Source organism: Ruegeria sp. HKCCA5463 (genome assembly GCF_013034175.1).
Lineage (GTDB): Bacteria > Pseudomonadota > Alphaproteobacteria > Rhodobacterales > Rhodobacteraceae > Ruegeria.
In genome coordinates, this window is record NZ_WQFL01000003.1 from 289,850 (window position 1) to 316,842 (window position 26,993).

The window sequence follows — 26,993 nt, forward strand, 5'->3', positions numbered from 1 at the left end:
GCCTTCTCATGAGGAATAAAGAATGACGATCTCAAGCATTGTCGAAACACAGAATCTGAAAAGACGCCCGTTCTGCGACGCCGACACAACGGTGTTCGAAGCGGCTGTGACCATTGCGCTATTGGAGGTGAACGCGCTTGCGGTCCTTGAGGATGGGAAGTTGGTCGGGATCATCACGGATCACGACGTGCTGTTGTGTCTCGCGGACTCAGGTTCGGCCTTCTACGAACAAACAGTGGATGACTGGATGACAGAGAAACCAATTACATGTGCAACTGGCTCGAAGCTTTCAACCGCTCTCAATCTGATGGCGAAACACGACATTCGAAACTTAGTCGTCACCCAACGCGGCGAGCCTTATTCCGTCGTTAGCAGCAAAGAGATACTGGCAAGGATTCATGAGGAAGACGAATTGGAACTGAAAGTATTGCGCGACAGAGAACGCAATAAACCCGGTCGATTTGTTGTTTGAGACGTAATGGCAACTGCATAAATGAGCAAAACCAGAAGGGCCGCCGATACGACAGGTAAGCTGTATGCGCAGGCTGCAGCGCTGCCTTTGAGACTGTCAAACGCTTCTAAGGTAGAGGTGTTGATGGTGACGTCCCGAGATACAGGACGTTGGGTTCCACCAAAGGGATGGACGAACAAGAGAAAAAGTCCTTGGTCATCCGCGAAGATCGAAGCCTGGGAGGAAGCAGGCGCAATAGGCGCTATTTCCAAAACACCGGTCGGGACATACGACTACAACAAAATCCTCAATGACGGCACCGCAATAACTTGCCGCGTGACACTCTACCCGATGGTTGTGCAGAAACTCAGCAAGAAGTGGAAGGAAAAACACGAGCGAACAAGGTGCTGGTTCTCACCCGAGCAAGCGGCAAAGAGTGTGTGTGAACCGGAGTTGGGAGCAATGATTTCGAGCATTGATGCTCGGCCAGACTGGTTGCGAAAAATGTTGAAGAAATACCCCAGTGTCTAGTGTGCACATATCTGCTCGCCCCGGAACTGTTACACCGTGTTGGACCAATCTGGAAAAGACTAACAATGGTATCATCGAAATGCCGGGCAATGGGGCCAGACGGTCAACCCTTTTTGTGCACCACGACGATAAATTGGGTCATCGAAAAGAAGAAGCGTCCGACTTTTGCAAGGCTATGCTGTTCGTCAAACCACGATTGCGCAACAGCGGGTTCAACATGGTCATTTGCGACAGCGTATTGCTTCGTGAGGTGCATCATCATGATTGCGAGGCCATCAGGCTTTAGCTGGTAATCTGTCATTGTGAACGGCAAGACATCTTCCACAAAGTTGCCGCGAGCCTTTATCAGTGCGGGCAGTCTTTCCGGGAGGGAACCACTCACAAAGTGTTGGTTCCAAGAAGTTAGCATTTTTTGCATTCTGTCAGGCTCGCCGCTGAACCAGATTAAGCTACCAAAGTGGAGATCATTGATGACAAGCCGCCCGCCGGGTTTGACGCACCGCAGCGTGTCATCCAGTGCACCGTCTATATCGTCGATGTACTCAAAGACCTGTACCGAGACGGCCTTGTCAGCACTCTCATCCTCAATGGGCAAGCTATTTGCGGCACCAGCGCGAAACTCCAGGTTTGCGTAGTCACTGCATCGTTCTCTTGCGGCTGCTGTCATATCCTCGCTTGGGTCGATCCCGATGACATAGCCATCCGAGCCAACTGCGCGAGCCAACTCCGCTGTTAACATCCCGTTGCCACAACCGACATCCAAAATAGTCTCACCGGGAGCCGTGCGCAGCGCATTAAATGAAGCCTGTCTTCGCCGCGTCAATTCGGCTCCCTGATAGGCGATTTCAAGTAATCTCGTTGTTTCAGCGTCAAATTTAAGCAACTCGCTCCCCTTACAAAGACCACAAGTCTCCAAACCTTATCAGAAAATGGGTTATCTACGAAAAGCAGACGGATCATTGAGGCTTGAACATGGATCTACCAAAATAACTGAAGGTGCCGACTGGTATCGACGAATGATTTAACCCCGAGAGCGAAGGACGCATCTGCCGTTTTATCGGACCAGCTTTTTGTCGTCGTTTGAAAGTTCGAACAACATCAATTCAAGGGATGTCGAGGCCGTTCTCGCGTCCAAAATCGGTATAGAAGCTGTCACTGCGGCATCGGTTTAAAGTGGCCTCGTCCGCATCTCTTGGATCGGTGCCAGGGCTTTGAACACCTGTTCCTTCTATGAAGCGGTTCACGAGATTAAAGACACCGCAGACCTGGATAGCATCAAACAATGCGCTCTCTGACCAGCCTGCCGCGTAGACTGCTTTCGCGTCGGCTTCTGTCATTCGTGATGGCGAGACGGTGAGCTTTTCAATGTAAGCCAGTAACGGTTTGAGATGATCCTCGACCGGTGCCGTATCGCGGTCTTCCATCAGTGCTTCGATTGTCTCGACTTCAATGCCGTAGGCTTTGGCGAAAACGATGTGCGCCCCATGGCAATACGCACAAGCATTCAAGCCAGAGACATAGGCTGCAATCAATTCACGTTCAGCAACCGAGAGGTCGCTTTCACCCCTCATCACCAGGCTTTCGTATGCACAAAGCGGAGAAAGCTTGTCTGGAAAGGCTTGATAGACACTTCCCAGTGTTGCGTTCTCGGGCAGAGATGGAAAAAGACGTTTCATTCAGTTTTCTTTCAATCTTGCTATGGATAGCTTTGCCTCAAAGTGAGGAAGCAACGATGTGTACGCTACCTTAAAGCAATTCCGGGTTCCGCACAGAGATTCTGCTGGAATACTGCGAACGGCAGGTTTGCCTGACGACACCCCAGGGGCTCTGTCGCAAACTTTGAGCGAACCTGTTAGGCCGACGGAAGTTTTGGTAGACGCGTGCTCAAAACAGACAGGGGCAGGTCGTGACAATCTCATTCAAAGGCGCTCACTTCCCAAGGGACATGATACTACACGCAGTGTTCTTCTATCTTCGTTATTCTGTATCCTACCGGGATCTGGAAGAAATTCTGGCTGAGCGAAGCACTTCGGTTGATCACGCGACACTGAACCGTTGGATCGTTAAATACGCCCCTCTGGTCGCCGACCGGGCGCGTCGTAAGAAGCAATGCTGCGATCGATCCTGGCGAATGGACGAAACATACGTGCGCGTCAAAGGTGAATGGGTCTACTTGTACCGCGCTGTCGACAAACACGGTAAGACCCTTGATTTCATGCTGTCAAAACGGCGGAACAAAGCTGCAGCGACTAAATTTTTCGCTCGTGCGCTCGAAGTAAACCGATTGCCCAGCAAGACTGTTATCGACAAAAGCGGCGCCAACACGGCCGGTATCAAAGCCGTCAACAAGATGTTGAAGGGCTTTGGTTGCCCGATCCCGATCCAGATGGTGAGACGGAAATTCCTAAACAACATAATTGAACAAGACCACCGATTTATTAAACGCCGGATCCGACCAATGCTCGGCTTCAAATCTTTTGAATCTGCTTCCGCTACGCTTGACGGGATTGAAGTTTCGCAGATGATCCGAAAGGGTCAGTTCGGACTCGGATTCTGTCCGTTCAAGCAGTTTGCGGAACTAGCCATCTAAAGACAGCAAATTTCAAGCGGCACTCAGACTTCAGAAAAAAGTGCGACAAAGCCCCTTCAGGCTTCTATTATTATTAGAAACTAGATATTTTGAGCCAAGCGAGAAGTCGATCGGTGAAATCGGTGAAGATGACAAATCAGAGATTCTCACCGCAAACTTGTTGCTCCCGTAGCTGCGACACACCCTAGGTTACTCAAAGTAGCCTGGGTGCGTCTTGTGAATGAACTCGATGGTTTCGTCGAGGCGGGACAGGTGTTTTCTAACAGCGGCTTGTGCTTGTTCATAGTCTCCTGCCGCCATGGCCTGTGCAATCTCTCGGTGATCGGCGAGGATGGCGTCTGCGGCACTGCCCTTTTCAAGACTGAGCATACAAAGCCGGTCAACCTTTTGCTTGGATTCTAGCATTACTTCAAATGCCATCGGATTGCCGCTGAGCACGTAGATCAGTTTGTGAAAATCATAGTCCAGAGAGTGAAACGCCGATAGATCACCATCACTGATTGCCTGCTCTTGTAAGGCGAGATTCTCTGCAAGTTTTGCTTCACGTGTTGCGTCCCAAACTTCCATTGCCCGATGGACGATCTCTAGCTCTACCGCCATTCTAACCAACCGCGCGAGAGCCACACGCTCCATAGAAAATCCTCGAACTACGGTCGCCTTTTGTGGTCGTATTAAGAGCAGATCTTCGTTGCCGAGCCTTGTGAATGCGTTGCGAACAGGTTGGCGTGATACGCCGAATCGGCTGGCTACCTCTGTTTCGGATAGCTTTGTACCGGGAAGAATTTTTAGCGAAACGATCTCGTCGTGTAGCGCTTCATAGACCGCATCGGTTGTGGTTCGTCTGACAATTTCTTCCACGGTATGTTGCTTGCGCCCTCTGCCTTAGTCACGTTTCAAATTACAGATTCACTGTTATAACATTGAAATAAAAAGAATATTCTATTTCACTTTGCTTGAGTGAACCAATATATGCCCGTCACCTATCAAATGCCCTGCGCTTTCGACTGTCAAGCAATCTGACATACTAGATGCCTACTGTTGACATAACTTGGATACTAGTGTCCCTTTAAGGACAGCAGCGATTCTGGTTCTTGGGGGAAATCGAAAGCTACGTGGCTTACGATCTCTGAAATTCCATGAAAGCCAAATCCTGTCCAAAATTAACCGGGGAGGAGAACCCATGACTTTCACGAAATCGTTCTTTGCAACTGCGACCGCTGTGGCATTCATTGCAACGTCAGCTTCAGCCGAAAACTGGCGGGCCTGGAATATCCACAACGACGGCCATCCCAACACGGCTGCAATGGACAAGTTCGCCGAACTGGTTAACGCTGCTACAGAAGGCGAAGTTACCGTCGATGTGTTCCACGGAGGTGTTCTTGGCTCCCAACCGGATGCCCTAGAACAAGTTCGTATCGGGGCAATCGAGGTTGGTAACTTCAACCTCGGTCCCATTGGCCCAATGGTGAAAGAAGCTAACCTTGTATCGCTTCCTTTCATCTTCAAAGATGTGCCGCACATGTTCCGCGTGCTGGACGGCGACGCCGGTGAGGTTGTCTCATCTGCGATGGGTGAAGCAGGCATTCTGCCACTGGCATGGTTTGATGCCGGTGCGCGTTCTTTCTACAGTCAAAAGCCGATCAACACGCCCGCAGATGTCGAAGGTCTGAAAATCCGCGTGATGAACAACGATCTTTATACATCTATGATTTCAGCTATGGGCGGTAACCCGTCGCCAATGGCCTTCTCCGAAGTTCAGCAAGCGCTGAAAACCGGCGTTGTTGATGGTGCGGAGAACAACTTCCCGTCGTTCAAGAATGTCGGTCACTATGAAGTGACCACAAATTATTCTTTGTCCGAGCACCTGATTATCCCCGAGTGCATCTGCGTGAACACGGCCAAATTCAATGCCCTGTCTCCTGCATTGCAAACCGCTGTGCGCGGTGCAGCAGAAGAAGCCGCATTGGTCCAGCGTGAGCTTTGGGCAATTGGCTCTGAACAAGCGCGTAAAGATGTTGAAGCGGCCGGCATCACCGTCAATGAAATCGCCGACAAAGGCCCATTCCAGTCTGCAATGGAATCGGTTTATGCAGACTACTTGGCTGCAAATCCTGACATGAAAGCGTTGGTAGAAATGGCGCAAGCCACTGAATAAGTTGTCTTAACAGTTCAACTTTGAGCGCCCGGCTCCGCCAATTGGATGCCGGGCGGTTTGTCTCAGAGGAAATCCAATGCAAGAGCCCGATACCCCCCCTGCCGCCATGCGCAACATGGACAGGATTCTTGATCTACTCGCACGAGTTTGCATGTTGCTGTCTGGCGTCGCCATTGTCGTTATGACAGCGATCTTTGCCTGGCTGGTGTTCGGGCGCTACGTTCTGAACAACACACCCACTTGGGTCGAGCAGGTTTCACTGCTTTTGGTCATGGTCATCGCGTTTCTCGGTGCGGCTGCGGGTGTGCACAATCACACGCACCTCTCTGTTGTCGTGTTCCGCAATATAGTCCCACCCTCTGTGCGAACGGGTTTCGTCGTGCTCACTGATGTCCTGATGGCAGGTTTCGGTGGCTTGATGTTTTGGTACGGGATCGAGCTGACAATATTCAAATGGAACACCCTGATCCCGCTCATCCAATGGTCAGAAGGCTTGCGATCCTTGCCTCTGACAATCAGCGGCGCTTTAGTGTTTCTTTTTTCCACTGGCCATTTGATCCGCCTGTTTCTGGGCCGAGACGAACGCCAAGACAACATAGATCAGGGATAGTCATGGGACTCATGATTCTGTTGGGGGTTTTTGCCCTATGTGTCATCATAGGCGCGCCAGTGGCATACGCCCTTGGTATTGCTGCATTGGCTTCCTTTTGGTTTGAAGGATTGCCGCTGTTTGTTGGATTCCAGCGTATCGTGTCGGGGATCAACGTCTTTTCCCTAATGGCGATCCCGTTCTTCATCTTTGCGGGCGAGCTTATGTTTCACGGTGGTATCGCGATCCGGTTGGTTCGGTTTGCGCAGGCCGCCGTAGGCGCTGTGCGCGGTGGACTTGGCATCGTCAATGTCTTCTCGTCCATGTTGTTTGGTGGCATTTCCGGATCGGCAATTGCCGATATCTCGGCGCTTGGGTCGATCCTGATCCCGGTGATGAAAGACAAAGGTTATGATGCCGACTATGCGGTGAACGTCACAGTGACGTCATCAATTGCCGGGATCATCATTCCGCCCAGCCACAACATGATCATCTTTGCCCTTGCAACGGGCGGTGCGGTTTCTATCTCAAAACTGTTTCTGGCTGGCGTTGTGCCCGGCGTCCTTATGTGTTGCTGCCTTGCAATTGCAGCATACGTCGTAGCGGTCAAGCGCGGCTATCAGGCCGAGCAGTTTCCAGGTTGGACCGCACTTGCCATTGCTTTTGTGGGTTCGATTCCGGGTCTATTGACGGCCGTGATCATTGTCGGAGGGGTCTTGTCAGGCGTCTTTACGGTGACTGAATCCGGCGCGTTCGGGGCAATGTATGCCTTTGTGGTGACGCTTGTAGTCTATCGCAGCCTGTCCTGGGAAAACTTCAAAACCGCCGTTATCTCTTCGGTGCGCACAACGTCTATGGTGATGATCCTGATCGCCTGCGCCGGTGCCTTTGCCTATATGCTGACGTTCAACCGGGTGCCGACAAAAACAGTCGAATTCCTGTTGGGTATCACAGAAAACCCGATCCTGATCTTGTTGATGATCAACGCTGTGCTGTTGCTCTTGGGGATGATCATGGACATGGCCGCGTTGATCCTGATCTGCACGCCGATTTTCCTGCCGGTGATGAACATGCTGGGTATCGACCCGCTGCAGTTCGGTATGATCCTTTTGGTGAACCTCGGTCTTGGTCTTTGCACGCCACCTGTCGGGACCTGTCTCTTTGTGGGGTGTGCTGTAGGAAAACTACCGATGGAGAAAGCGGTCAAAACTATTTGGCCTTTCTACCTCGCCATCTTTGCCGCGCTCATGCTGATCACTTTTGTACCGGCAATATCGCTGACGCTGCCGAACCTGATCATTGGCCCCTAAATCAAAGGAGAATGTGGTGATGCTGACAATAAGACGCCTGGACATCGATGACGCGGGCAAGTTGATCGCAGGAGCGCGAGCCAAAGCGCAGGAAATCGGCGTGCCAATGTGTATTGCCGTCACCGACGAAAGCGGCAACCTCATCGCGTTTGAGCGGATGGACGGCGGCAAGATCACCAGCATCAACCTAGCCATCGACAAGAGCTTCACCGCGGCCGGCATCCAAAAAGGTACGGACGCTCTTGGTGAAGCTAATCAGCCGGGTATGGCCGCACATGGAATATCTTCATCGTTGGGGGGGCGCATGGTGACCGTTGCAGGTGGCCTCCCTGTGACGGTTGACGGACATGTTGTCGGCGGGATCGGAGTGAGCTCGGGCTCACCAGCGCAAGATCTCGAAGTCGCGCATGCAGCGGTCACAGCGCTCTGCGAAGTCTAATTAGAAAGAGTTTAAGGAGTCAGATATGACAAAACCCGTCATCGGTTTCATCGGCCTCGGTCTCATGGGCGGCAACATGGCAGAATGCCTGCAAAACAACGGTTTCGATTTGGTTGTCATGGGCCGCAACAGGGAAGCGGTGGCCGCCACAGTCAACCGCGGCGCTGTGGAGGTTGCGACCCCACGAGAGCTTGCTGCGAACAGCGACATCGTGATGCTTTGTGTAACGACATCGGAAGTTGTCGAAAGCCTGATCTATGGCGATGACGGCATCCTGGCAGGCATAAAAAAAGGTGCTGTGGTCATTGACTTTGGGACTTCCATCCCAGCGTCCACACGAAAAATTGGCGCTGATTTGGCCGCCAAAGGTGCTGGTATGGTTGACGCACCGCTCGGACGCACGCCCATGCACGCCAAGGATGGTTTGCTGAATATCATGGCCGCGGGGGATATGGCCACCTTTGAGAAGGTGAAGCCTGTCCTGGATGTACTGGGGGAAAATGTCTTTCACCTCGGCGAACTGGGTGCGGGCCACGTGACCAAGCTCATCAACAACTTTATGGGAATGACGACGGCTTGCACCATGAGCCAAGCCTTTGCTGTGGCTGAACGCTCAGGGGTAAACAAGCAGCAGCTTTTTGACATCATGTCAGCTGGGCCGTCCAATTCCCCCTTTATGCAGTTTTGTAAGAACTACGCGGTGGATGGTGTCAGCGATTTGGGGTTTTCGATTAACAACGCCAACAAGGATCTTGGTTACTTCTTGAAGCTGGCCGAGGACGTGGGCACTCGTGCCGAGATCGCTGAAGGAACCGCGAACAACCTTCAGGCAGCTGCGGACGCAGGCATGGGCGACGGCAACGTACCGGAAATCTTCGACTATTTTGCCAAGCTTTAGCGTCAGATCCATCAGTCACGCATAGCAGCACCAATTGAACGGGAAAGAACAACCATGAGACTTCAGGGAAAGACCGCAATTGTCACGGGTGGTGGCCGCGATATCGGACGCGCCTGCGCTGTCAAACTCGCCTCCGAAGGGGTGAATGTCGCGGTGAACTACTTCGCCAGTAGTGCCGGCGCCGAGGAAACCGTAGCCGAGATCAAAAAGATCGGTGGACAGGCGTTTGCAATGCAAGGTGACCTGAACAAACCCGAAGAGGTCGATGCGTTGATCGCCAAGACGGTCGATACCTATGGCAGCCTGGACATTCTGGTGAACAATGCCGGAGGTTTGATTGCGCGCAAGAAAATCACCGAGATGTCGCTTGAGCATTGGCAGGCTGTCATGGATCTCAACCTGACCAGCACGTTTCTTATGGTCAAAGCGGCACTGCTGCATATGAAATCCGGGGCCATTGTAAACATCGCCAGTCAGGCGGGTCGCGACGGTGGTGGCCCTGGTGCATCGGCTTATGCAACGTCAAAAGGCGGGGTCATGACGCTCACCCGTAGTCTTGCAAAAGAACTCGGCCCCGATATCCGTGTCAATGCAATCTGCCCAGGCATGATCGACACGGATTTCCATAATATCCATACTCCCGATGCAGGCCGTCGCGGGCTAGAAGCTGCTGCGCCGCTCAAGCGGCAAGGCCAGTCTCAAGATGTTGCGAACCTCGTGGCGTTTCTGGCAAGCGAGGACTCGGCTTATCTGACCGGGACCAATGTCGATATCAATGGTGGGATGCTGTTCTCGTGACCACTGCAAAACAGGTTACCTAATTGTCGAACGCTACCGTTTGTTAAACTTCGAAGTAATGGAAACCGGAGTACGCGAATTCTAGCGATAGGTGAATGCATGGCCGAAATGGCCCCAACTGACGCGCCAAGCACGTATCAAATGGGGTTCGCCGGAGACACGTTCAATACAGCTTGGTATCTGGCCTAACTCACACCCGAAACGCCCTTGTCCTATTTTACCGCCGTCGGAGATGATGCCATCTCGTCCCGGATGCTGGGTGCGATGCGCGAAAGCGGAGTCAACACCCAGCAGGTGCGGATCGTGCCAAACCGTTCAGTGGAGTTGTATCTTATCACGCTAAATAACGGGGAACGTAGTTTTACCTATTGGCGCGGCCAGTCGGCCGCACGCCTATTGGCCCAAGACAAGCAAGCACTTGCCCATGCCATGACGCAATCAGATCTCATCTATTTCTCGGGCGTCACTCTGGCAATCTTGAACCCTGAGCCGCCCTTTCTTCGGTTGTTTCACTGGCGCGTTCAGCCCAAACCGGACATTGGCGACGAAACTTCGCAGTCCCATGTACGCAACTTTGCAACCGATTGTTTGTCAAGTCGAATGGCCATTTTGACAGTAAGCGTTCGATATCAACAGGCTTCCGTCATGTGCTTGACCAAAGAGGTTAATTGTTTGTCTCCATATCCATCCTCCCACGCCGCTTTTGTGCGGTCATGCATAATTCGGATAAAGTCAGCCGGTGCATTCAGAGAAACGCACGTCTTTAGAGCGTCCTCCTGGGCCAATGCGTAGACTTTCAACGAGGCTTCAGCGTCGTCATAGTCCTCGGTCGGAACAGTTCGGGCAAAGAGATCGTAATAGTCATTTACCAATTTGATCGTGGCAGGGAGTTGATCGGCATAGACCTGCATCGGAACACCTGCTTTCTGGCAAACCAGTGCGCCGAATATCATCCCAAACATGAACCCCTGCCGGACAGTGAAGAGACCGGCAAAAAGTGCTGCAAGAGCTGCGGGTTTCTCACCGATCTGAGCGGATTTTCCCCCCAGAGACCTTATCACTTCGCCGTAGCGATCCCAGGTTCCGGCACTGCCCACGGTGAGGATAGTGGTGTCGCTGCTACCGATGCCTGAAGGGTAGGCATTGATCATGCCCAACATGTAGTCTGCGTTTTTTTCGCTGAGAAATGAGACCAGTGAATCAGCATCGGACGTGTCGCCGGTGCTCATGTCGCAGATTGTTTTTTCCTTCAACGATACACTTAGACCGCTGATCAAATCGATAGTTTCCTTGTGACTTTTGATGCAGACGATGACGAATTCGGACGCTGCAACAGCATCTTCTGGCGAAGCGCAAATAACTGCACCTACCTTTGCAAACGACTTTGTCTTTTCAGGTGTCCGATTCCAGACGCAGACGCTGTAACCTGCTTTGAGCAGGCAATGCGCCAACGCCGAACCCATGTTGCCCAATCCGAGTACCGCAAGCGTTGCCATGGTTTTCTCCTGTTCTGGTCATTGGTGTTCCACGTCAGCATGCGTAAGAATTGAGAAAACGCGTAGTTGTAAATATTTCTGTATTGTTAGATTTTCTGACTTATGGATTGGCACACTTTACCCTCGCTGACGTCTCTCAGAGCCTTTGCCGCCGCCGCAGAGTTTAGGAACTTGACCCGCGCGGCAGCGGCACTGAATGTGACCCACTCCGCAGTCAGCCAACAAATCCGAGGACTGGAGCAGTATCTAGGAACCCAACTCGTTTCTCGGACGCGACACGGTATCGCTCTGACCGCACAGGGGGAATTCTTAGCGGCAGGTTTACATGAAGCATTCGCCTCAATGGCGTCCCTGACTGAGAGCATATCAAGTGCAGAGGCGGTTCGCCCGCTGGTGGTCAGTGCGACACCGATGTTTTCAAGCGCATTTCTTATGCCGCGTCTATCGACGTTTGTTCAGGAGTTTCCGGATATTGAGCTTCGGATCGACTCAACAATCCAAGCTGTCGACCTCAAACCAGGGGGCATTGACATAGCCATTCGATACGGCACCGGGCGCTGGTCGGGACTGGTCTCGCAAATGTTGCTACCTGGCTGTCTGACTGTGGTCGCTGCAAAAGAATTGATTGGGGAGCGAGTGCTCAAAGACCCAATTGAATTGCTCGACTTTACTCTTCTTCAGGAACAGGCTTCGGTCGAATTTGACTTGTGGTTGGAAAAGGTTGGAGTACCACCCGATGACGATAGGAGAGTTGTTCGCCTGCCGGGCAACATGCTGCTTGATGGAATCCGCCGGGGTGATGGTGTCGGGGCGACAGTTCCGGCATTCATCTCTGATGAATTGAAGTCTGGAGATCTCGTGGCGCTATTCGATGATCCAATCCCGCAGATCGGATATCACCTCGTCACGCTGCCTGGACCAGTTCGCCCAGCGGCAAAAGTGTTTCAGAAGTGGCTTTCGAACTCAATTACCGAATATGAGAAAAGCCTTTTCAGATGGACGCCGGCTCACTTGATATAACCGTTGTTGGTGTTCAACTCGAATGGATAGCAACAACCCAAAGCGGCCATGAAGTTTCGCAAGATGAGGACAAAAAAGGCCGTTTGCCCACTGAGCTGATAAAGCAGACGTATCGCAGCACTTTCCAAAGCTGAAACAGCTTTCAGACAAGATCAGACACCGCCCCTGTTCACTTTCGCATAGTCTAAACACTTAGCGACCAGTATGAAACAGAAAGGAGGACAATACGTGGAGCGAAAGCTGGCGGCCATCCTGATTGCTGACCTTGTCGGCTTTACCGCCCGGATGGAGCGGGACGAAAAAGGCACGCTCGAAGTCCTTTCAGCGTACATTGACGAAACCGCTGTTCCGCTTGTCGGTCGACATCACGGTCGCATTGTCAAACAGATGGGTGACGGTCTGCTCGCCAGTTTCGACAGCGCTGTCGATGCCGTTTCCTGCGCGGTTGAATGGCAAAATTCGCCGGTGGTGGGCTCCGACCCGCTTCGCTTTCGCATCGGCGTCACTCTTGGCGACATCATCATGCGCGACGGCGATGTTTTTGGGTCCGGTGTGAACCTTGCGTCCAGGTTGGAGCAGCTTGCCCCGCCCGGCGGTGTGTTGGTGTCGGACGCTGTTTACCGTGTGGTCGGGAACCGTATACCGGTCGCCTGGGAGGATACTGGTCAGCACACGGTAAAGAACGTGGCCGATCCGATACATGCTTGGCGCATTGGCGGGTCAAGCGCAGTATGCGCTGAACCGCCTCGGCCTGAAGCCTCAGGAAAAGCCACTATTGCGGTCTTGCCACTACAAAACATGAGCGATGACCCCGAGCAGGCATTCTTTAGCGATGGGATTGCGGAAGACATTATTGTGGGTTTATCGCGTTTTCGGACGCTTAAGGTTGTTTCCAGAAATGCGTCTTTCAGGTTCCGGACACAGGACACAGATCCGGCCAAAATCGCGGAGGCTCTCAGCGCAGATTACCTGGTTGAAGGCAGCGTGCGGAAGGCCGGCAGTCTCGTCAGAATCTCGGTACAGCTCGCTGACGCCCGAAGGGGCACTCACCTCTGGTCGGATCGGTACCACCATGAACTGGAGGACGTTCTGGCAGTACAAGACGAGGTGGCCCGAAATATCGTCGCAGTGTTACCTGGCAGGGTCCAGCACGATGTCGTCGACCGTTCGACACAGAAACCAACAGATCAGATGAAGGCCTATGAACTGATGCTCAAGGGCAAGGCATTGCGCGACGGCCTGAACGCACGAGATACGGCCAAGGCGAGAGTGTTGTTGGAACGAGCGGTCGCGCTCGATCCGACCATCGCGCGATCTTACATGTATCTTTCAGATACATATGTCATAGATTTGTGGCTTGGTCTGGCAGACGCTGACGCACCGGCCCACACGTTGAAAATCGCCCGAAAGGGCGTGGCACTGGATAACCGGGACGTCTACATTCAGGACCAGCTTGGGTTTGCTTATCTCTGCGCCGGACTGTGGAGCGAGGCCGAAGCGCAATTCAACAAGACACTTTCCATGATAGAAAGCGAGGCGGAGTCGATGGCTTGGTGCGGCTATGCTTTCCTACTGCTCGGCCAGCACGAAAAGGCGCGCGACGTAGTTTCGGAAGCTATGGCGCTGGACCCGCTACATCCGCCTGCCATCGACTGGATTATGGGGCAGGTCGAATTTTTCAACGGTAACTATGAAGCAGTGCTTGGTTTTCTAATGGGAGCAGCGCGGCTTAACTCGTTGGCCACTGCCTTTGTCGCCGCGTCTTACGCGCAGCTCGAGCGAGAGCGAGACGCCTCCGACGCGTTGCGAGAATTTGTCACCGAACGTCACGATGAGTTCACAAGTCGAGGTATTGTGGTTGAGGATGAGACGGTAGATAGCCTTGCCCGCGGGTTTCGGTCTATGTGGCGGCGACAGGATGATTTTGAACGTCTTGCCGATGGGCTACGGGCGTCAGGTTTGACCGGCTGACACCGACATTAACTCGTTTGTCCAAACAGCGCGGCCTCAATTACGCGTTTCTCTGCGCTGTGTATTTTCGGCGGCGCGAACCCAAAGCGGACATGCACAGTTAGACTTTGCAGTTTCCAAGACGCCAAAGAGCGAACTTTTGCACGAGGCTACACCCGATACCAGTTTTCAACGTCTCGGGTAGCTTCCTCGACTGTAAAAGCAGCCTCTACCTCTGCGATTACACACCGTACTTCATCCGGGCTTGCATTGAGCTCTAAAACATTCGCCCCCAGATCATGGGCTGACCCGGCATTTGAATAAATCGTATCGACCCCAATTCTGATGGCGTTTCGGTGTTGCAGTAGGTGCTCAAAAAACCGCACATAAATCATCTCCTCGTACGGAGAATGACTGTCCGCCTCAGAGATCAAACCCAATTCTGCGGCCTTGGCACAGGTCAAACGCCAGGCCAGTTCCATTGTCGATGGAGGCGCATCTCTGGCCTCATCGGGATGTTTTGGGTTCGCAAACGTAGACCTTCGGATGGCTTCGAGATTGGCACGCAAGCTCTTTGTAGGAACAGGATAGATGAATGTGGTTTCCTCGGATGCTAAGGCTGGTTCAACCTGATCCGGCTGCGCCTGGATGAACTCGGAAAACCTGTTTCCGATGATAGGGACTTCACCGACAATCATGTCTGTGGGATTGGTAGTCTCTGTCAGCCATCGCGCCAGGGCTCTCCGGCCCCACAATCCGGCTGCCTTGCGGATCAACGGATGAGTTCCATCTGAAACATCTGGATACTTTGCGAGTATGTCTTCGGTCTGAAACGCCGCGAGTCCTTTATCCCACCGCATGATATGTACGCGACGTCCCAAGGAGACCGAAATGGATAGTTGCTGGCGCAACAGAAATGACTTTCCAGACGCCGGTAATCCAGTGAAGAAAACCATGCGGCAATGGCGTGCAGCGTCGGCCAGGTGTCTTCCAATCTCAGTGTCCGTAAAACTGTCGATAGAAATTGCGTATCTCCTAATTTGGTGTCAGTCGCAGACCGGAGCGGCGAGCGTTCACCACCTCCAAGATTGTTGCCCAAGAAATTCGGCGATTTCACAGATGAATTGTCAACCTAAATTGCCCTAAAGCCCAGTTTGAGAGCTTTCCATTGCAGATAGATGCTTCAGCGCTCGCAGCCCAAAATGGACATTGCGATTTCTGTCCGCACTCCGGTAGCTTCAATTCATGACTGTTTTACCCAATCTCTCCGAGCATTACTCTGACCCAAAAACATATCCTCCTGGCGTGGCTTTCATGGACGGGCAGTATTTGCCGATTTCGGAAGCCAAGATTTCGGTGCTGGACTATGGGCTACTTCATTCCGACGCGACGTATGATGTCGTCCATGTTTGGAACGGAGCCTTCTTTCGACTCGAAAATCACCTTGATCGGTTCTTTGCAGGTTTGGAAAAGCTGCATATGTCAATCGAGTATGACCGAGAACAGGTCATCGAGATACTGCACAACTGCGTCGCACTGTCAGGGTTAAAGAACTCCTACGTCGAGTTCATTTGTACACGCGGCATGTCCCCAACATTCAGCCGGGATCCACGTGATGCCGTCAACCAGTTCATCGCCTTCGCAATCCCGTTTGGATCGGTGGCTAATCCAGAGCAGATGAAGCATGGGCTACATGCAGCAATATCATCATTGGTCCGCATTCCACCTAATTCAGTCGATCCAACTGTGAAGAACTATCACTGGTTGGATCTGGTGAGAGGCCTCTATGAGGCTTACGACCGAGGCGCCGACACGGCGATCCTTGTCGATACAAATGGAAACGTGTCTGAAGGGCCCGGATTCAATATTTTTGCCGTCATCGACGGAAGAGTCCTAACACCAAAGCTCGGTGTGCTTCTCGGGGTCACTCGTCAGACGGTCTTCGACATTTGCACGAACTTAGATAACGACTGCTCAGCCGTCGACATACCCCAAGACCAGCTCCTAGTTGCCGACGAGGTTTTCATATCTTCAACTGCTGGTGGAATCATGCCAGTGACCAAAGTGAATGGACAATATATCGGTGATGGATCTCCCGGCCAAATCACAAGCCAGATCACCGAGAGTTATTGGGACATGCACAACGAAAAGAACAACAAGTTTGTTATAAAATACTTGGATGAAAAATAGCTGTCAGTCGGTGTCGGGTTTACCCAGTGGTGGAATGTAGTTTTGGGAGCCATGACTCTGCTGGATGCGTCTTACACAATTAGCTGATCGCAGCCCAAAGCAGACATTCACAAATAGACTTTGCTAACTCCGCGAAGCGGGCAAAGTGGCTAATCGCTGCGGTCAAATCTGAAGAGTTTTCAATTGGAAAGGTGCGCGGAGTGCCGAGGTAAGTTCACCCCGCGCGACACTCATTCGAGTGCGTTCTTGTAGATCACACCATCCTTCATGATGAAATCGATGTTGTTCGCGTAGTCGACGAGGATAGTTACGTCTTCAACTGGATTGCCGTCCACTAGTAGAATATCGGCATAAGCTCCCTCCGATATCACGCCCAACGGGCCATCAACGTATGGATTTAACTTTCCTGAAAGCGCGAGCAATTCAGCAGTCTTGGACGTTGCCTGAACCAGAATTTCAAAAGATGACCAGACCTCGGTCCGATACTGGAATTCATCGTTCTGCTTCGAAAGCGCAACCGGGTCTCCAATGATGTCTGTTGAGAATGCGACCTTTTCTATTCCGAAATCCTTGATGAGCTTCATCTGATTTCTTGCACCGGCCTGGACACTGAGAAACTTTGCCCCAGCGGTCGGTCCCAGTGCCTTTGCCACTGTTTCTTCGTCCAGCCCAAGTAACGAGTAAAATGGAACAATCCATGCGTCTGCGTCTTTGATCGCCTGTGCAGAGACTTCGGTCATGAGTTGACCATGTTCGATGCTAATCACGCCAGCCTCTAATGAACGCAGGATCGAGTCATCGTTATATGCATGAACCATGACATAGGTGTCCCAGTCTGCCGCGGCCTTAACAGAGGCCTCAAGCTCCTCAGGCAGGCCCTGCACGGTGTGCAGCGGATCAACAGAAGATGACACGCCGCCGCCTGCCATAACTTTTATTTGCGTAGCGCCAAGCCTAAGAGCTTCTCGCGTTGCACGCAGTACTTCTGGTACACCATCCGCCAGAAACTCAACGTGTTGATTGAAGAATGAAGGTTGCGCTCCCATAAAGTTGGGGTGCGGTTCGGTGTAAACGCGATGTTCGCCGTGACCCGAGGTTTGAGAGATCACAGGTCCGGATGGGTATATTCTTGGTCCGACTGCCTTTCCTCGATCAATTGCCTTTTGCAGTCCAATTGCAGGGCCTCCAGCATCACGGACAGTTGTGAAGCCGCGCAGCAACATTTTTTCTGCTTCTGACGTGGAAACAGCGCCCCAATACATCCAATCAAAGTTATCTCTCAGATCAGCCACAGGCTCCGTTATTGCCATATGTACGTGGGCATCGATCAGGCCCGGCATCAGAGTTCTGCCTCCACCGTCGATTATCTTAGCGTTGGCTACGGCAAGGGGTTCAGATGATACCTCTGCGATCAGATTATCGACTACCACGACATTCGCGTTCTCAATTCTCTCTGCATTCACGCCGTCAAAAACATGCACGTTAGTAAAGAGTATCGGAAAGCTAACCTCTTGTGCGAATGTCGGAACGGAAAGAAGTCCCGCAAAGATAACTGAGGCTGCACTTCTTGACAGTGCTCGCTTGAAACGCAGCTCAAAGGGAAAGTTCATTTTCCGATCTCCGGATAAAAGGTATCCAAGGTGGCGATCATGCTATCAAGGTTTTTGAGAATTACTTATTGTCATTTGAGGACAAATTCAATTTACTCTGTCCAGTAAAGATAATCTGGATGACATATGTGCGCTCAGGCTTCTCAAGTGACGATCCCAGTCATGCAGTCAAAATTTTTGTCAGCGGTAGTGGGTCGAGCTTGCGAATTGGGTGCCGACAGAGAAAAGGTCTTGGAAGGCTGCTTACTCAGGTCAGAAGTTTTATCTGGTCCTACCCAACCAATTCCTAGCGCATGTGTGTATCGCGCGTCCAACCGTGCCGCCAGACTTTCAAAAAATCCATATCTTTGCGCAGAGATTGCTAGTCAATTTGATTGGAGTGACGGTTTCGTCCCACCTGAAACTTTAAGTTACACGCCTAGCTTGGGAGACCTGCTCGTTGCTTGGCTTCACTTTGTGGAAGCCGTGCAAATTTCAATGAATTACACAATGACGATTGAAGATGGACGGGCCATATTGATGGGTCGCCGGATGCTTCAAGCCTCTCAACCTCCCGGCCAAGCAGACGCATGGGATATTGTTGCATGGTCTGAAATGCTGAAGGCGAGATTGGGGCCAGTATGGAACAGCGCATTGGTCGAAGTACTTGTCTTTGATCCGAAAGCGATCCCGCCAACTTTTATTCCAAAAAGTCAGGTTCAAAAATGCGATGCATGGGGCCTCAGTATGTCGTTCCCCGCGTCTTGGTTGATGCAGCAGTCAAAATTTGAACGAAACGAGACGACGGAAGCGAACAGCCCCATTCAAAAAGTACTCGACTTGACCGACTTGTTCTCTGTGATTGACTACTCCGCATGGCCTGGCTTGGACGGATTTGCAAAACTCATCGGTTTGCATCCCAAAACGCTTCAAAGAGAACTTGCAAGACACGGCACGACAGGAGCAAATCTCGTAGACAGCGCGAAAATGCGTCAGGCGGAGCAATGGCTGACCGAGGGGCGCCTTTCTATAACAGATATCGGAAAGAACTTGGGCTACAAAAACCCAAGTGCGTTTACACGAGCGTGTCGCCGTTGGTTTGGATCGTCGCCTTGCCGGTTAAAGCACGACCTCGATGTTCGATGATATGCCCGTGAAGTGGGTCCGCTTTGCGAGCAAAATCTGAGAACAATAAATTACGATTTGATTATACAAAATGTTGGAGTATCCTATGTTGCAGCAACCACATATAGATTGACTATTCAGGAGGGGATGGTGAAAGTTCTTAGATCAGCGGTTGCAACTGCACTAACTGCAACGCTGATAACATGCCCTAACTTGGGCGCAGCAGACCAAGTCTCGGAGCAGATAAAAGCGCTGCTGCAGTCAAATACGAATGCGAGTAGTACACTTTCAAACAGCAAGAGTTTGGACGCAGAAATCCTTGTACCTCGTTTCTATACGGACAGAGAATTTACGCCAGCTTGGACCAGTTTTGAATTGGTTGACGAGCTTTTTGAGGAGTTGGACGGAGCAATTGATCAGGGTTTTACGCCGAGTGACTTCAAACTAGAAGAGCTTCGATCCGCATTCAAAGCCTCACAGGATGGCGATGCCTCCAGTCGAGCTTTATTCGATATTCTCGCGACTGACGCGGCCGTAAAACTCGTACACCACTTGGTGTTTGGAAAAGTCGATCCAAATGCGCTAGACGACGCTTGGAATTTCTCAAAGCCAGTAATACAACAAGACCCTTCCGTTGTATTGAGCCACTATCTTCAAGATGAAGGCTTCAGCGCTTTAATTGAACGCATCGATATCGACAACGCGCAATATACGATGCTCGTTGATGCTTTGAGCAAATACAGAGCTATCGCATCAAAGGGAGGCTGGAACACAGTCCCCGAAGAAACGGTTCTGAAGCCGGAAATGGTGGATCCTGCCGTCGCCGAACTGCGCAAAAGGTTAGCGACAGAAGGCTACGATGGAACAAATGAATTTCCAGAAATCAGCCAAAGCGGTATAAATCCAGCTTGGGTTTATGACGATCATTTGGTGCGACAGGTAAAAACCTTTCAAAATCGTCACGGCTTGGAGGCAGATGGCGTCGTTGGTGGTAAGACCTTCGCGTCTCTCAACAAACCTGTCGAAGATCGCATAGATAAATTGCGGCTCAGCCTGGAACGAGGCCGCTGGCTCATGCGCGAAATCGACGAAGAGTTCGTGCTGGTAAACATTGCAGGCGCTCGTACTTACTTGGTCACGTCCGATGGGACGCTTTGGACCACTCGGTCGATCACAGGATCAGCCTACCGAAAAACCCCAGTGTTCCGAGATGAAATTGAATACATGGAATTCAATCCGACTTGGACTGTTCCCGCCTCGATTTTTCGGAAGGATAAGCTTTCGCGCATCCGCAAGGATCCAGCCTATCTGGCGCGCAACAATTACGTAGTTCGGAACAAAGACGGGCAGACGATTCCTGCCAACGCTGTGAACTGGGGGGCAAAGAACCCCGCCGTCACTTTGGTTCAGCAGCCGGGCCCAGACAATGCGTTAGGTTTGGTCAAGTTCATGTTTCCCAATAAATACGCAGTGTATTTGCATGATACCAACGACCGCAGTCTCTTCGACCGAAATGAGCGAAACCTAAGTTCAGGCTGCGTGCGTCTTGAGTATCCATTCGAATTTGCCAGCCTTTTGATGGAGGGAGAGCCGGACTGGAGCCGGCAAAAGATGCAATCCATCCTGGATAGCGGGAAGACTACGCGAGTTAACCTACCCGAGCCCATGCCGGTCCTTTTGACCTATTGGACTGCGTGGGTCGAAGATGGGACCGTTCATTTCCGCGAGGACCCTTACGAGCGAGATGCTCGAATACTTGCGGCTTTGGACCGATGAACACGTCATCCTAAAAGAGATGCGCAATTCTAAGCGTGCTAAATTGCCAGTAGGATTGGTGACTTCCAATTGGCGGAAATTCGAAGCAGTGTGAGTTGCGATAGGGGAGCACATGAGGGTTTGGCTCGTAAGAATAGTTGGGCTGGTTACATTTCTCGTCTTCGCTGCGATCGCTTTTGTCTGGTTGTTGCTTGCTGCTCCGATGTTCTCGGACATGCGGCGCGACCTTGTTGAGCAAGTTCTTTCGGAACAAATTGGTCAGCCCCTTTTGGTCAACGATGATGTAAGCGTCGCGCTTGGCCGCATTAGCCACATCTACGTCGGTGGGGTGGTCATCCCGAGCCAGACAATGCCGGAGTCACCACTTGTGACATTGAACCTGTTGGAACTGGAGTTGAACGTTGCCGCTTTGACCAATGGGCATCTGCACTTTGACAATCTCGTGGTGGACGGCCTCCAAGCAAATATTCTTACAGCCGCAGACGGCACCACAAGCTGGCGAAAAGGCGAGCCAACGCCCAAGCCCGTTTCCGAGGAAACTGTATCAGCGGATGATCAAAAAGACGTCGCTAAAGCTGATAGTATCAATGAGAGCGGTATGGAAGGCAGTGGGATTCTGAATTACCTTAGCGACAAGAACGTCAGCTTCACATCAATTGGGTTAAACATCGACGACAAGGTCTCGGGCTTCTCATTTGTGTTTGATCTCCAGTCACTCGCGCTCGAACAAGTGGATAATGGACAAAGAACGAAGGTCTCCGGTTCCGGCTCCGTCAACGGTCAGGGTTTCCAAATCGAAGGCGACTACCCACACGCCGCGCCATTTACGACGCGAGCCAGTTTTGGCGAAATGACCGTAAGCTACGATGGTGAGCCTTTCTCGGAAGACGAAGGTGGCGGTTATCGCGCAATCTTGGAGATGGACACCGGTGAATTCGGTGATTTTCTAGATGTCATTGGATTGGAACGCGTTTTGGAAGGCAATGGCCAGTTGCAGGCTGAACTCGTGTCTCAGGACGCTCTGAAGATCGAGGCGTTTACAACAACTGTAAGCCTGGAGGATGGGCAGAAACTCGAAGCTGAAGGTTCAATAGATGACCTCTACACCGCTCAGGGCGTCGATCTGCTTTTCAACGCGCGACTTCATCCGGAAGGACAGCCGCCGCCTGCAGCCAAAAGTATACAGGAACTGAAGTTCACGGGCTTTGAAATGCATATGGTCGGATCCTTGGCTTCCTTCGAATTCGAGAAGTTGCTGTTCCAAACCAATGCATTTGACCAGGGGTTGGACGTAATCGGCCCAGCATCCATCGAAAGTATTCGCCGCATGCCAGACGGACGGCTCGCCATGCTGGGCATTGCGCTGCAAGCCGGTCCAATTGAAGAGCCTGTCCTGAAAGCCGAAGGTGAAATCCTCGATCTGCTTCAGCTTCAGGACGTAACATTCGATGGTGTGCTGAACGGGCCCGCCAAGTTGATTTTGCCCAACCTCGATGACGAATATGTTGACCAATTCGGCGGCATCAAGGCCGATTTCAACATATCCAATGCGGGCGGGCCGGTTTCACTCAACAGGTTTAACGCGGCTACTTACGACACTGATCTCTGGGCGCTTGATCTTGCGCTATCCGTCAACGAGCTCAAAGGGCTGGCTGGTCTCGATTTCGATGTGAAACTGGACGTCGACGACAGCGCCCAGTTTCTGACCGCGCTCAAGCTGCAACCTGTCGAAATCGGAGCACTCGCTATCGATGCTGAAACCTCCAGGCAGGGCGAAGACTTTGATGCCGCAATCAAGTTCGAAGCCGGGTCTTCCGATCTTCTTGCTGCTTTGGATGCGCGGTTTCCCGAAGGTGCATCCGTTGTCCGTGGCAACATTGCGAGCGAGAGGCTCGATCTCAACGACCTGAAGAACCTGACTGCCGTGCTGGACCAACTGAAGGGCCTGCTAGGCGAGACTTCTCAAAAACCTGAAGCCGAAGTTCAGCCTTTGGTTTTGCCGAAGGAGACAGACGTTCAGCCCCTGGTGTTGCCAAAAGAGAAAGGGAAACCTGCCGATCTTTTGGATGTACAACGTGTTCTGCCAGAAGCTGACGTCGAAGTACAGATCGACTTCAAAGAGATTATAGGCCAGCAAGGCGTAACATCTGTTTCAAGCCAATTGTCTGCCAAAGACGGAACCGTGGATTTCGGACCTCTTCAGATGGCTTATGGCGGCGGAAGCTTCAGCCTGCGTGCAGTCATGGATCTGATTGATTCACCCGATTGGCTTTCATTGTCGGGATCAACCTCGGGGTGGGAATTCGGTGAGATCCTTGATGAATTGGGCATAGGTATTGATGCCTACGGGCGTTTGAGCGGTGAGTTCAACGTTTCTGGCAGTACCGCCTCGGGCAAGGCCTTCATCAACTCCTTGCGCGGTAATGCGTCTTTGTCGATGTCGCAGGGCTACATCAGTACCAGTCTGCTGGAGCTGGCGGGGCTGGGTATCTTCCCATGGCTGTTTTCAGAGGAGTTCCGACAAGGTTACACCGACATCACTTGCGTGGTCGCCCCGGTTGATATCCTAGCAGGACGGGTCAGTTCAAACTCCATCGTCATTGAAACGGGATCGGTTCAGCTGGTGGCCAAGGGACATATGGACTGGCTGAACGATAACATAGCGATCAGAGCAGAGCCCCGTCGCGTTGGCAAACCCCTATCCCGAAGCGCCTGGCCCTTTGATGTGACGGGCCAGCTTTCGTCGCCAAAGTTCAAGCTGGATGTGGGTGGGTCTAGAAACAAGGCCCCTGAAGGCGCTGATGCTATGCCTGCCGACAGGCAACCCTGTGTGCCAGACATCAATCAATTACAATAATTGGACGCTACCTAGTTTTTCAGTGGTTCTGGCTGTTCGGCCTGGCACCCCAGAACGGCCTCAATGGCTTTGGCAGACCCGCTGAGGTCAAGTTCCACCTCGGCCCCGCTTTCGCCAATAATCGTGACGCTTTGGCGTTTTCCGAACTCGGTTACAAATGCCGGGTTGTCGAAAAAGGCGTAGCCACCTGGAACGCCATTCTTGAAGACTCCAACTGCTTCGCCTTCAAACTTCGCATCACCGAAGTCGAACTGTACGACCCCGGTCGCCCCGTCCTCGATTTGAACCCAGGCCGGATTAAAGGCTGCAAAAAAGCCACCAGCCTGATTGGGTGCCGCGCCGATTTCAACGGTCATTTCATTTTCAAAGGGTTTCCAAGCAAGACAGCCGTTGCCCTTTTCGGGATCAATCAGGATTGTCCAGTCCCCGGATTCACCCCACCGTTCCATACCAGCAGCAGGAAGTAAGCTTGCACAACACAAAGCCAACGTTGTCAGCACATATCTGTACATTTTTGACCCCGGATTAGTCTTGAAGGTTTACCCATCCTACCGATCAAAGAAGATCAATCAAACTATACAGGAAAAGCTTCACCAGGACACAAATTGTTAGAGCGCAACCGTGAAGTCTTCTTCCAGCTCAAAGCCGCATACGCTGCTATTGGAAGGATTGCCCACTTTGAGCAGTGCGCTGCACTTTGCAAAGTCCGCTTTCTGCGCAGAGCGGTCATTAGAGCTTCGCGCGACGGCGAACTGGAGTTTGGTCCCACAGAGCTGCCTTAGGGGAATGCAAACCCGCAGCGATTTATTTTCAATAGGAGAGTAGATTGGAACAAGTGAGCGCCACTACAACGGCGTTCTCCTGATAATTTACATTATGGCAGATATATCAGCACTACTGACCTAAATCCAAGCCTCTAAGCACTCTGATTGACCAGCTCTGGGCTATCGTTTTGCAAATTTGAGTTTCCTGTGAGCGTACGGCCGTGCCGGCGAACAAACGACTGCATAAGGCTCGGTGTTATCGTTGTCTACTGTTAGCATGATTGGCCGGTCGCAGCCCCTCTCGTCGCCAAAGTCGTTCAATTCGCCCATCGCTGACAGACCATCCAGCCCCTCTCAGCAGTGCAGTGATCCTGCGATAGCCATATCGGCCGTATTGACGGGTCAGCGCGATCATGTCGGCGACCAACCTGTATTCGCCTGTGCGACCTTGTGGGACACGCGGTTGTATGGACAGGTGTTGTCCAAGCACGCGGCAGGCGCGTCTCAGCCGCTCGTTCTCTTTCTGAAGCCGCTTCAGTTCTTTCAACTGATCTCCGCCCATTCCGCGGTACTTCTTTCGCCAGCGGTAATAGGTTTGTTCAACAACGCCAACCTGTCTGATCGCATCGAAGCGGGACATGTCTTGCCCCATCAGAACTTCAACCTGCCGTAACTTCGAGACAATCTCTTCGGGCCTCGGTCGCTTGTTTGCCATTCGTAGTCCTCCGTTTCCTAAACATAACGGTGGACCAGTTCAGTTGGGGAGGCTCAACTCCTGCTTGTCAGGTTGGTTTGGGCCAGCACTTTCGGGAGGAGTTGAAAATGCTGGCCCGTGCGTTGGCGCTCCCTGTTGGTTTTTTCGCCACCGCTCATGCTGGCTTACTCTGGGAGGAGCGAGAACCAGCATTTTTCGTGTAAGCTTTTGGACCTGAGGGCTCGCTTACCTATTCGTCAGCCATCAATTTTCCGGCATATTCCGGGATCTCAGATCGCGAAATTCCGATCTGAGAGAGTTGGTAATCGCTCATATTTGAAAGCGCAGAGAGCATCCGGGCCATTTTCAGTGCCTTCAAGGCAGCTTTTGCCGTGGATCTGATCCACGCCAAGAAGCTGATTGATAGGGCAATGGCGTGACCACGATCTGTACCAGCCGTTTGGGTGTTAGCAGCCATATGCAGCCTCCATAGCAAGTCTTTTGATGCTACTGCGCGGAATGCCCAGATCTATTAAGTCACGGTCAGATAGCACCGAGAGCTCATAATACGTTGCGCGATAAACCCTGCGTTTGGCCTGTGCCTTTCGCATTGCGTCCAGCTTTCGATGAAAGAACGTGCGGCCAGCTTCGAAAACGACATCCAGCCCGCTGTTTGATCGAGTAATTGCCATGATATTGCCTCGTCTATTGCTGCATTGCAGTATTTATGCTGCAATGCAGAGATAAGGGTATTTGGTAGCGCTCACAATTCGACAATTTGGCAAAGGCCCCATGCCATATTGGAACAGCAAAGGTCATGACATGGACATTTCTGCGCAAATGCTAATCTTTGCGACGGTTGTCGAGCAGGGCAGCATCTCTGCGGCTGCAAGATCAATGGGGCAGACCCCATCGGCAGTAAGTAAGCAAATCGGATTACTTGAAGATCAGGTGCACTACCGCCTTCTTAATCGCACCAGAACGGGTGTTTCTCCGACGCGAGAAGGTCAAGATTTCTATGAAAAATGCAAAGCAATGGCCGATAAATTCAACGAAGCCAAGGCGATGATCCACAGCTTTGATGGTGTCCCACGCGGCGAACTCAGGATCGCATCCACTGTTGCATTCGGTAAGTCCCAACTGATTCCTGCCTTGCCAGAGTTCATGAAAGAGAACCCTGAGGTTCAAATATCTTTGGATCTGACCGACCGAGAAATTGATCTTCGGAGTGAAGGGTTCGATGCGGCGATCTGCTTTGCAGAACAACGCAAGAATCCAGATATGGTCATTAGGCGCATTATGCAGAGTCGAAGGGTACTATGTGCCTCACCTGAATACCTTGAGCGTTGTGGAACACCGTCGAATTTTGCCGAATTGGCTGAGCACAATTGCTTGAGAGTTGCTGGGAGAAGCCAACGGAACGCTTGGAACAGCATCGAACCGAACGCAGGCGAAAAATTTGAAGCAACGGGTAGCTTTGAGGGGAACAGCACCGATGTCGTCTTTCGAGCCGCTCTGGCTGGTATCGGGATCGCACGTTTGCCCTGCTATATGGCAAACAGTAAATTTTGCTCCGGCGAACTTGTCCACGTCATGCCGGAGTATGCACCACCCAGCACAGATATTGTCGTAATGTTCGCCGAAAGGCGGAATCTGGCACCAAAAACCCGCGCGTTTGTGGATTATCTCGCGCGGCGGTTTCGGGCTTTCGAAGAAAACCAAATGAACAGCTAGCTAAGAATAAAAACGATCGCAGTAGTCCAAGTTAATC

At 51.9% G+C, this 26,993-nt stretch carries 25 protein-coding genes and 3 pseudogenes; 18 read left to right on the plus strand and 10 right to left on the minus strand.

Annotated elements, in window-relative coordinates:
* Positions 1-22 precede the first annotated feature (22 nt).
* Complete coding sequence (locus GOW09_RS09655; protein WP_171117742.1) at positions 23-472, plus strand: CBS domain-containing protein; 450 nt, start codon at positions 23-25, stop codon at positions 470-472.
* A 21-nt stretch (positions 473-493) separates the two neighbouring features.
* Positions 494-982, plus strand: coding sequence for an NUDIX hydrolase (locus GOW09_RS09660; protein WP_171117744.1), 489 nt, complete (start codon positions 494-496; stop codon positions 980-982).
* A gap of 103 nt (positions 983-1,085) precedes the next feature.
* Here the strand turns inward: GOW09_RS09660 and GOW09_RS09665 are convergent, their stop codons facing one another.
* Positions 1,086-1,865, minus strand: a complete 780-nt coding sequence (locus GOW09_RS09665) for a methyltransferase domain-containing protein (protein WP_171117746.1) — start codon at positions 1,863-1,865, stop codon at positions 1,086-1,088.
* 220 nt (positions 1,866-2,085) lie between these two features.
* Positions 2,086-2,658, minus strand: a complete 573-nt coding sequence (locus GOW09_RS09670; RefSeq protein WP_171117748.1) for a carboxymuconolactone decarboxylase family protein — start codon at positions 2,656-2,658, stop codon at positions 2,086-2,088.
* A 230-nt stretch (positions 2,659-2,888) separates the two neighbouring features.
* Between GOW09_RS09670 and GOW09_RS09675 the strand changes: the two genes are divergently transcribed.
* Positions 2,889-3,572: an IS6 family transposase gene (locus tag GOW09_RS09675; protein WP_171117750.1), complete on the plus strand. Its 684-nt coding sequence runs from the start codon at positions 2,889-2,891 to the stop codon at positions 3,570-3,572.
* Between the two features lie 189 nt (positions 3,573-3,761).
* Here GOW09_RS09675 and GOW09_RS22840 read toward each other — a convergent pair whose 3' ends face one another.
* The gene (locus GOW09_RS22840) at positions 3,762-4,430 is read right to left on the minus strand and encodes a GntR family transcriptional regulator (RefSeq protein WP_171117752.1); all 669 of its coding nucleotides are present in this window, start codon (positions 4,428-4,430) and stop codon (positions 3,762-3,764) included.
* 322 nt (positions 4,431-4,752) lie between these two features.
* On the opposite strand from GOW09_RS22840, the gene GOW09_RS09685 reads away from it, so the two are divergent.
* The 7 genes and pseudogenes from GOW09_RS09685 to GOW09_RS22785 all read left to right on the plus strand — a co-directional run.
* On the plus strand, positions 4,753-5,727 hold the full coding sequence (locus GOW09_RS09685) for a TRAP transporter substrate-binding protein (RefSeq protein ID WP_171117754.1): 975 nt from the start codon (positions 4,753-4,755) through the stop codon (positions 5,725-5,727).
* Positions 5,728-5,803: 76 nt separating this feature from the next.
* Positions 5,804-6,337: a TRAP transporter small permease gene (locus GOW09_RS09690; protein ID WP_171117756.1), complete on the plus strand. Its 534-nt coding sequence runs from the start codon at positions 5,804-5,806 to the stop codon at positions 6,335-6,337.
* Between the two features lie 2 nt (positions 6,338-6,339).
* A complete protein-coding gene (locus tag GOW09_RS09695; protein ID WP_058272447.1) occupies positions 6,340-7,626 on the plus strand; it encodes a TRAP transporter large permease in 1,287 nt (428 codons plus the stop codon).
* Positions 7,627-7,645: 19 nt separating this feature from the next.
* Positions 7,646-8,065 (plus strand): heme-binding protein, encoded by a 420-nt coding sequence (locus GOW09_RS09700; protein ID WP_171117758.1) that lies wholly within the window; start codon positions 7,646-7,648, stop codon positions 8,063-8,065.
* Positions 8,066-8,090: 25 nt separating this feature from the next.
* Complete coding sequence (locus GOW09_RS09705) at positions 8,091-8,963, plus strand: NAD(P)-dependent oxidoreductase (protein ID WP_171117760.1); 873 nt, start codon at positions 8,091-8,093, stop codon at positions 8,961-8,963.
* A gap of 54 nt (positions 8,964-9,017) precedes the next feature.
* Complete coding sequence (locus GOW09_RS09710) at positions 9,018-9,761, plus strand: SDR family NAD(P)-dependent oxidoreductase (RefSeq protein ID WP_171117762.1); 744 nt, start codon at positions 9,018-9,020, stop codon at positions 9,759-9,761.
* Between the two features lie 207 nt (positions 9,762-9,968).
* A pseudogene (locus GOW09_RS22785) lies at positions 9,969-10,220 on the plus strand (PfkB family carbohydrate kinase); the annotation flags it as partial.
* Positions 10,221-10,390: 170 nt separating this feature from the next.
* Here GOW09_RS22785 and GOW09_RS09720 read toward each other — a convergent pair.
* The gene (locus GOW09_RS09720; protein WP_171117764.1) at positions 10,391-11,257 is read right to left on the minus strand and encodes an NAD(P)-dependent oxidoreductase; all 867 of its coding nucleotides are present in this window, start codon (positions 11,255-11,257) and stop codon (positions 10,391-10,393) included.
* Positions 11,258-11,359: 102 nt separating this feature from the next.
* Here GOW09_RS09720 and GOW09_RS22845 point away from each other — a divergent pair.
* From GOW09_RS22845 to GOW09_RS09730, 3 genes and pseudogenes are all read left to right on the plus strand, one after another.
* Positions 11,360-11,551 (plus strand): annotated as a pseudogene (locus GOW09_RS22845) (LysR family transcriptional regulator); the annotation flags it as partial.
* A 48-nt stretch (positions 11,552-11,599) separates the two neighbouring features.
* Positions 11,600-12,277: a LysR substrate-binding domain-containing protein gene (locus GOW09_RS09725; RefSeq protein ID WP_253284216.1), complete on the plus strand. Its 678-nt coding sequence runs from the start codon at positions 11,600-11,602 to the stop codon at positions 12,275-12,277.
* Positions 12,278-12,481: 204 nt separating this feature from the next.
* Positions 12,482-14,248 (plus strand): adenylate/guanylate cyclase domain-containing protein, encoded by a 1,767-nt coding sequence (locus GOW09_RS09730; RefSeq protein WP_174829385.1) that lies wholly within the window; start codon positions 12,482-12,484, stop codon positions 14,246-14,248.
* 149 nt (positions 14,249-14,397) lie between these two features.
* Here the strand turns inward: GOW09_RS09730 and GOW09_RS09735 are convergent, their stop codons facing one another.
* The gene (locus GOW09_RS09735; protein ID WP_171206960.1) at positions 14,398-15,183 is read right to left on the minus strand and encodes a hypothetical protein; all 786 of its coding nucleotides are present in this window, start codon (positions 15,181-15,183) and stop codon (positions 14,398-14,400) included.
* Positions 15,184-15,541: 358 nt separating this feature from the next.
* Here GOW09_RS09735 and GOW09_RS09740 point away from each other — a divergent pair, with 358 nt between their 5' ends.
* Positions 15,542-16,417: an aminotransferase class IV gene (locus tag GOW09_RS09740; RefSeq protein ID WP_254442712.1), complete on the plus strand. Its 876-nt coding sequence runs from the start codon at positions 15,542-15,544 to the stop codon at positions 16,415-16,417.
* 230 nt (positions 16,418-16,647) lie between these two features.
* On the opposite strand, the gene GOW09_RS09745 is transcribed toward GOW09_RS09740, so the two are convergent.
* Entirely contained in the window at positions 16,648-18,027 is a 1,380-nt protein-coding gene (locus tag GOW09_RS09745; RefSeq protein WP_171117773.1) for an amidohydrolase family protein, read from the minus strand.
* Positions 18,028-18,450: 423 nt separating this feature from the next.
* Here GOW09_RS09745 and GOW09_RS09750 point away from each other — a divergent pair, with 423 nt between their 5' ends.
* The 3 genes from GOW09_RS09750 (at position 18,451) to GOW09_RS09760 (ending at position 23,764) form a co-directional block, all read left to right on the plus strand.
* Positions 18,451-19,152, plus strand: coding sequence for an AraC family transcriptional regulator (locus GOW09_RS09750; protein ID WP_254442713.1), 702 nt, complete (start codon positions 18,451-18,453; stop codon positions 19,150-19,152).
* A gap of 192 nt (positions 19,153-19,344) precedes the next feature.
* Positions 19,345-20,907, plus strand: coding sequence for a murein L,D-transpeptidase (locus tag GOW09_RS09755; protein WP_254442714.1), 1,563 nt, complete (start codon positions 19,345-19,347; stop codon positions 20,905-20,907).
* A 112-nt stretch (positions 20,908-21,019) separates the two neighbouring features.
* The gene (locus GOW09_RS09760; protein WP_171117778.1) at positions 21,020-23,764 is read left to right on the plus strand and encodes an AsmA family protein; all 2,745 of its coding nucleotides are present in this window, start codon (positions 21,020-21,022) and stop codon (positions 23,762-23,764) included.
* 11 nt (positions 23,765-23,775) lie between these two features.
* Here the strand turns inward: GOW09_RS09760 and GOW09_RS09765 are convergent, their stop codons facing one another.
* From GOW09_RS09765 to GOW09_RS09780, 4 genes and pseudogenes are all read right to left on the minus strand, one after another.
* On the minus strand, positions 23,776-24,120 hold the full coding sequence (locus GOW09_RS09765) for a hypothetical protein (protein ID WP_253284222.1): 345 nt from the start codon (positions 24,118-24,120) through the stop codon (positions 23,776-23,778).
* A gap of 697 nt (positions 24,121-24,817) precedes the next feature.
* Positions 24,818-25,243 (minus strand): annotated as a pseudogene (locus GOW09_RS09770) (transposase); the annotation flags it as partial.
* A 229-nt stretch (positions 25,244-25,472) separates the two neighbouring features.
* A complete protein-coding gene (locus tag GOW09_RS09775; RefSeq protein WP_171117782.1) occupies positions 25,473-25,700 on the minus strand; it encodes a DUF1127 domain-containing protein in 228 nt (75 codons plus the stop codon).
* The gene (locus tag GOW09_RS09780) at positions 25,690-25,914 is read right to left on the minus strand and encodes a DUF1127 domain-containing protein (RefSeq protein ID WP_253282546.1); all 225 of its coding nucleotides are present in this window, start codon (positions 25,912-25,914) and stop codon (positions 25,690-25,692) included. The genes GOW09_RS09775 and GOW09_RS09780 overlap by 11 nt, the downstream gene beginning before the upstream one ends.
* Positions 25,915-26,014: 100 nt before the next feature.
* Between GOW09_RS09780 and GOW09_RS09785 the strand changes: the two genes are divergently transcribed.
* Positions 26,015-26,956, plus strand: a complete 942-nt coding sequence (locus GOW09_RS09785) for a LysR family transcriptional regulator (RefSeq protein WP_253284223.1) — start codon at positions 26,015-26,017, stop codon at positions 26,954-26,956.
* The last annotated feature ends 37 nt before the right edge of the window (positions 26,957-26,993 follow it).

Coding starts and splice junctions, on each gene's coding strand:
- GOW09_RS09655 (WP_171117742.1), top strand. CDS start 23: ATGACGATCTCAAGCATTGTCGAAACACAGAATCTGAAAAGACGCCCG.
- GOW09_RS09660 (WP_171117744.1), top strand. CDS start 494: ATGAGCAAAACCAGAAGGGCCGCCGATACGACAGGTAAGCTGTATGCG.
- GOW09_RS09670 (WP_171117748.1), bottom strand. CDS start 2,658: ATGAAACGTCTTTTTCCATCTCTGCCCGAGAACGCAACACTGGGAAGT.
- GOW09_RS09685 (WP_171117754.1), top strand. CDS start 4,753: ATGACTTTCACGAAATCGTTCTTTGCAACTGCGACCGCTGTGGCATTC.
- GOW09_RS09690 (WP_171117756.1), top strand. CDS start 5,804: ATGCAAGAGCCCGATACCCCCCCTGCCGCCATGCGCAACATGGACAGG.
- GOW09_RS09695 (WP_058272447.1), top strand. CDS start 6,340: ATGGGACTCATGATTCTGTTGGGGGTTTTTGCCCTATGTGTCATCATA.
- GOW09_RS09700 (WP_171117758.1), top strand. CDS start 7,646: ATGCTGACAATAAGACGCCTGGACATCGATGACGCGGGCAAGTTGATC.
- GOW09_RS09705 (WP_171117760.1), top strand. CDS start 8,091: ATGACAAAACCCGTCATCGGTTTCATCGGCCTCGGTCTCATGGGCGGC.
- GOW09_RS09710 (WP_171117762.1), top strand. CDS start 9,018: ATGAGACTTCAGGGAAAGACCGCAATTGTCACGGGTGGTGGCCGCGAT.
- GOW09_RS09720 (WP_171117764.1), bottom strand. CDS start 11,257: ATGGCAACGCTTGCGGTACTCGGATTGGGCAACATGGGTTCGGCGTTG.
- GOW09_RS09725 (WP_253284216.1), top strand. CDS start 11,600: ATGGCGTCCCTGACTGAGAGCATATCAAGTGCAGAGGCGGTTCGCCCG.
- GOW09_RS09730 (WP_174829385.1), top strand. CDS start 12,482: ATGAAACAGAAAGGAGGACAATACGTGGAGCGAAAGCTGGCGGCCATC.
- GOW09_RS09735 (WP_171206960.1), bottom strand. CDS start 15,183: ATGGTTTTCTTCACTGGATTACCGGCGTCTGGAAAGTCATTTCTGTTG.
- GOW09_RS09740 (WP_254442712.1), top strand. CDS start 15,542: ATGGACGGGCAGTATTTGCCGATTTCGGAAGCCAAGATTTCGGTGCTG.
- GOW09_RS09745 (WP_171117773.1), bottom strand. CDS start 18,027: ATGAACTTTCCCTTTGAGCTGCGTTTCAAGCGAGCACTGTCAAGAAGT.
- GOW09_RS09760 (WP_171117778.1), top strand. CDS start 21,020: ATGAGGGTTTGGCTCGTAAGAATAGTTGGGCTGGTTACATTTCTCGTC.
- GOW09_RS09765 (WP_253284222.1), bottom strand. CDS start 24,120: ATGACCGTTGAAATCGGCGCGGCACCCAATCAGGCTGGTGGCTTTTTT.
- GOW09_RS09775 (WP_171117782.1), bottom strand. CDS start 25,700: ATGGCTGCTAACACCCAAACGGCTGGTACAGATCGTGGTCACGCCATT.
- GOW09_RS09780 (WP_253282546.1), bottom strand. CDS start 25,914: ATGGCAATTACTCGATCAAACAGCGGGCTGGATGTCGTTTTCGAAGCT.
- GOW09_RS09785 (WP_253284223.1), top strand. CDS start 26,015: ATGCCATATTGGAACAGCAAAGGTCATGACATGGACATTTCTGCGCAA.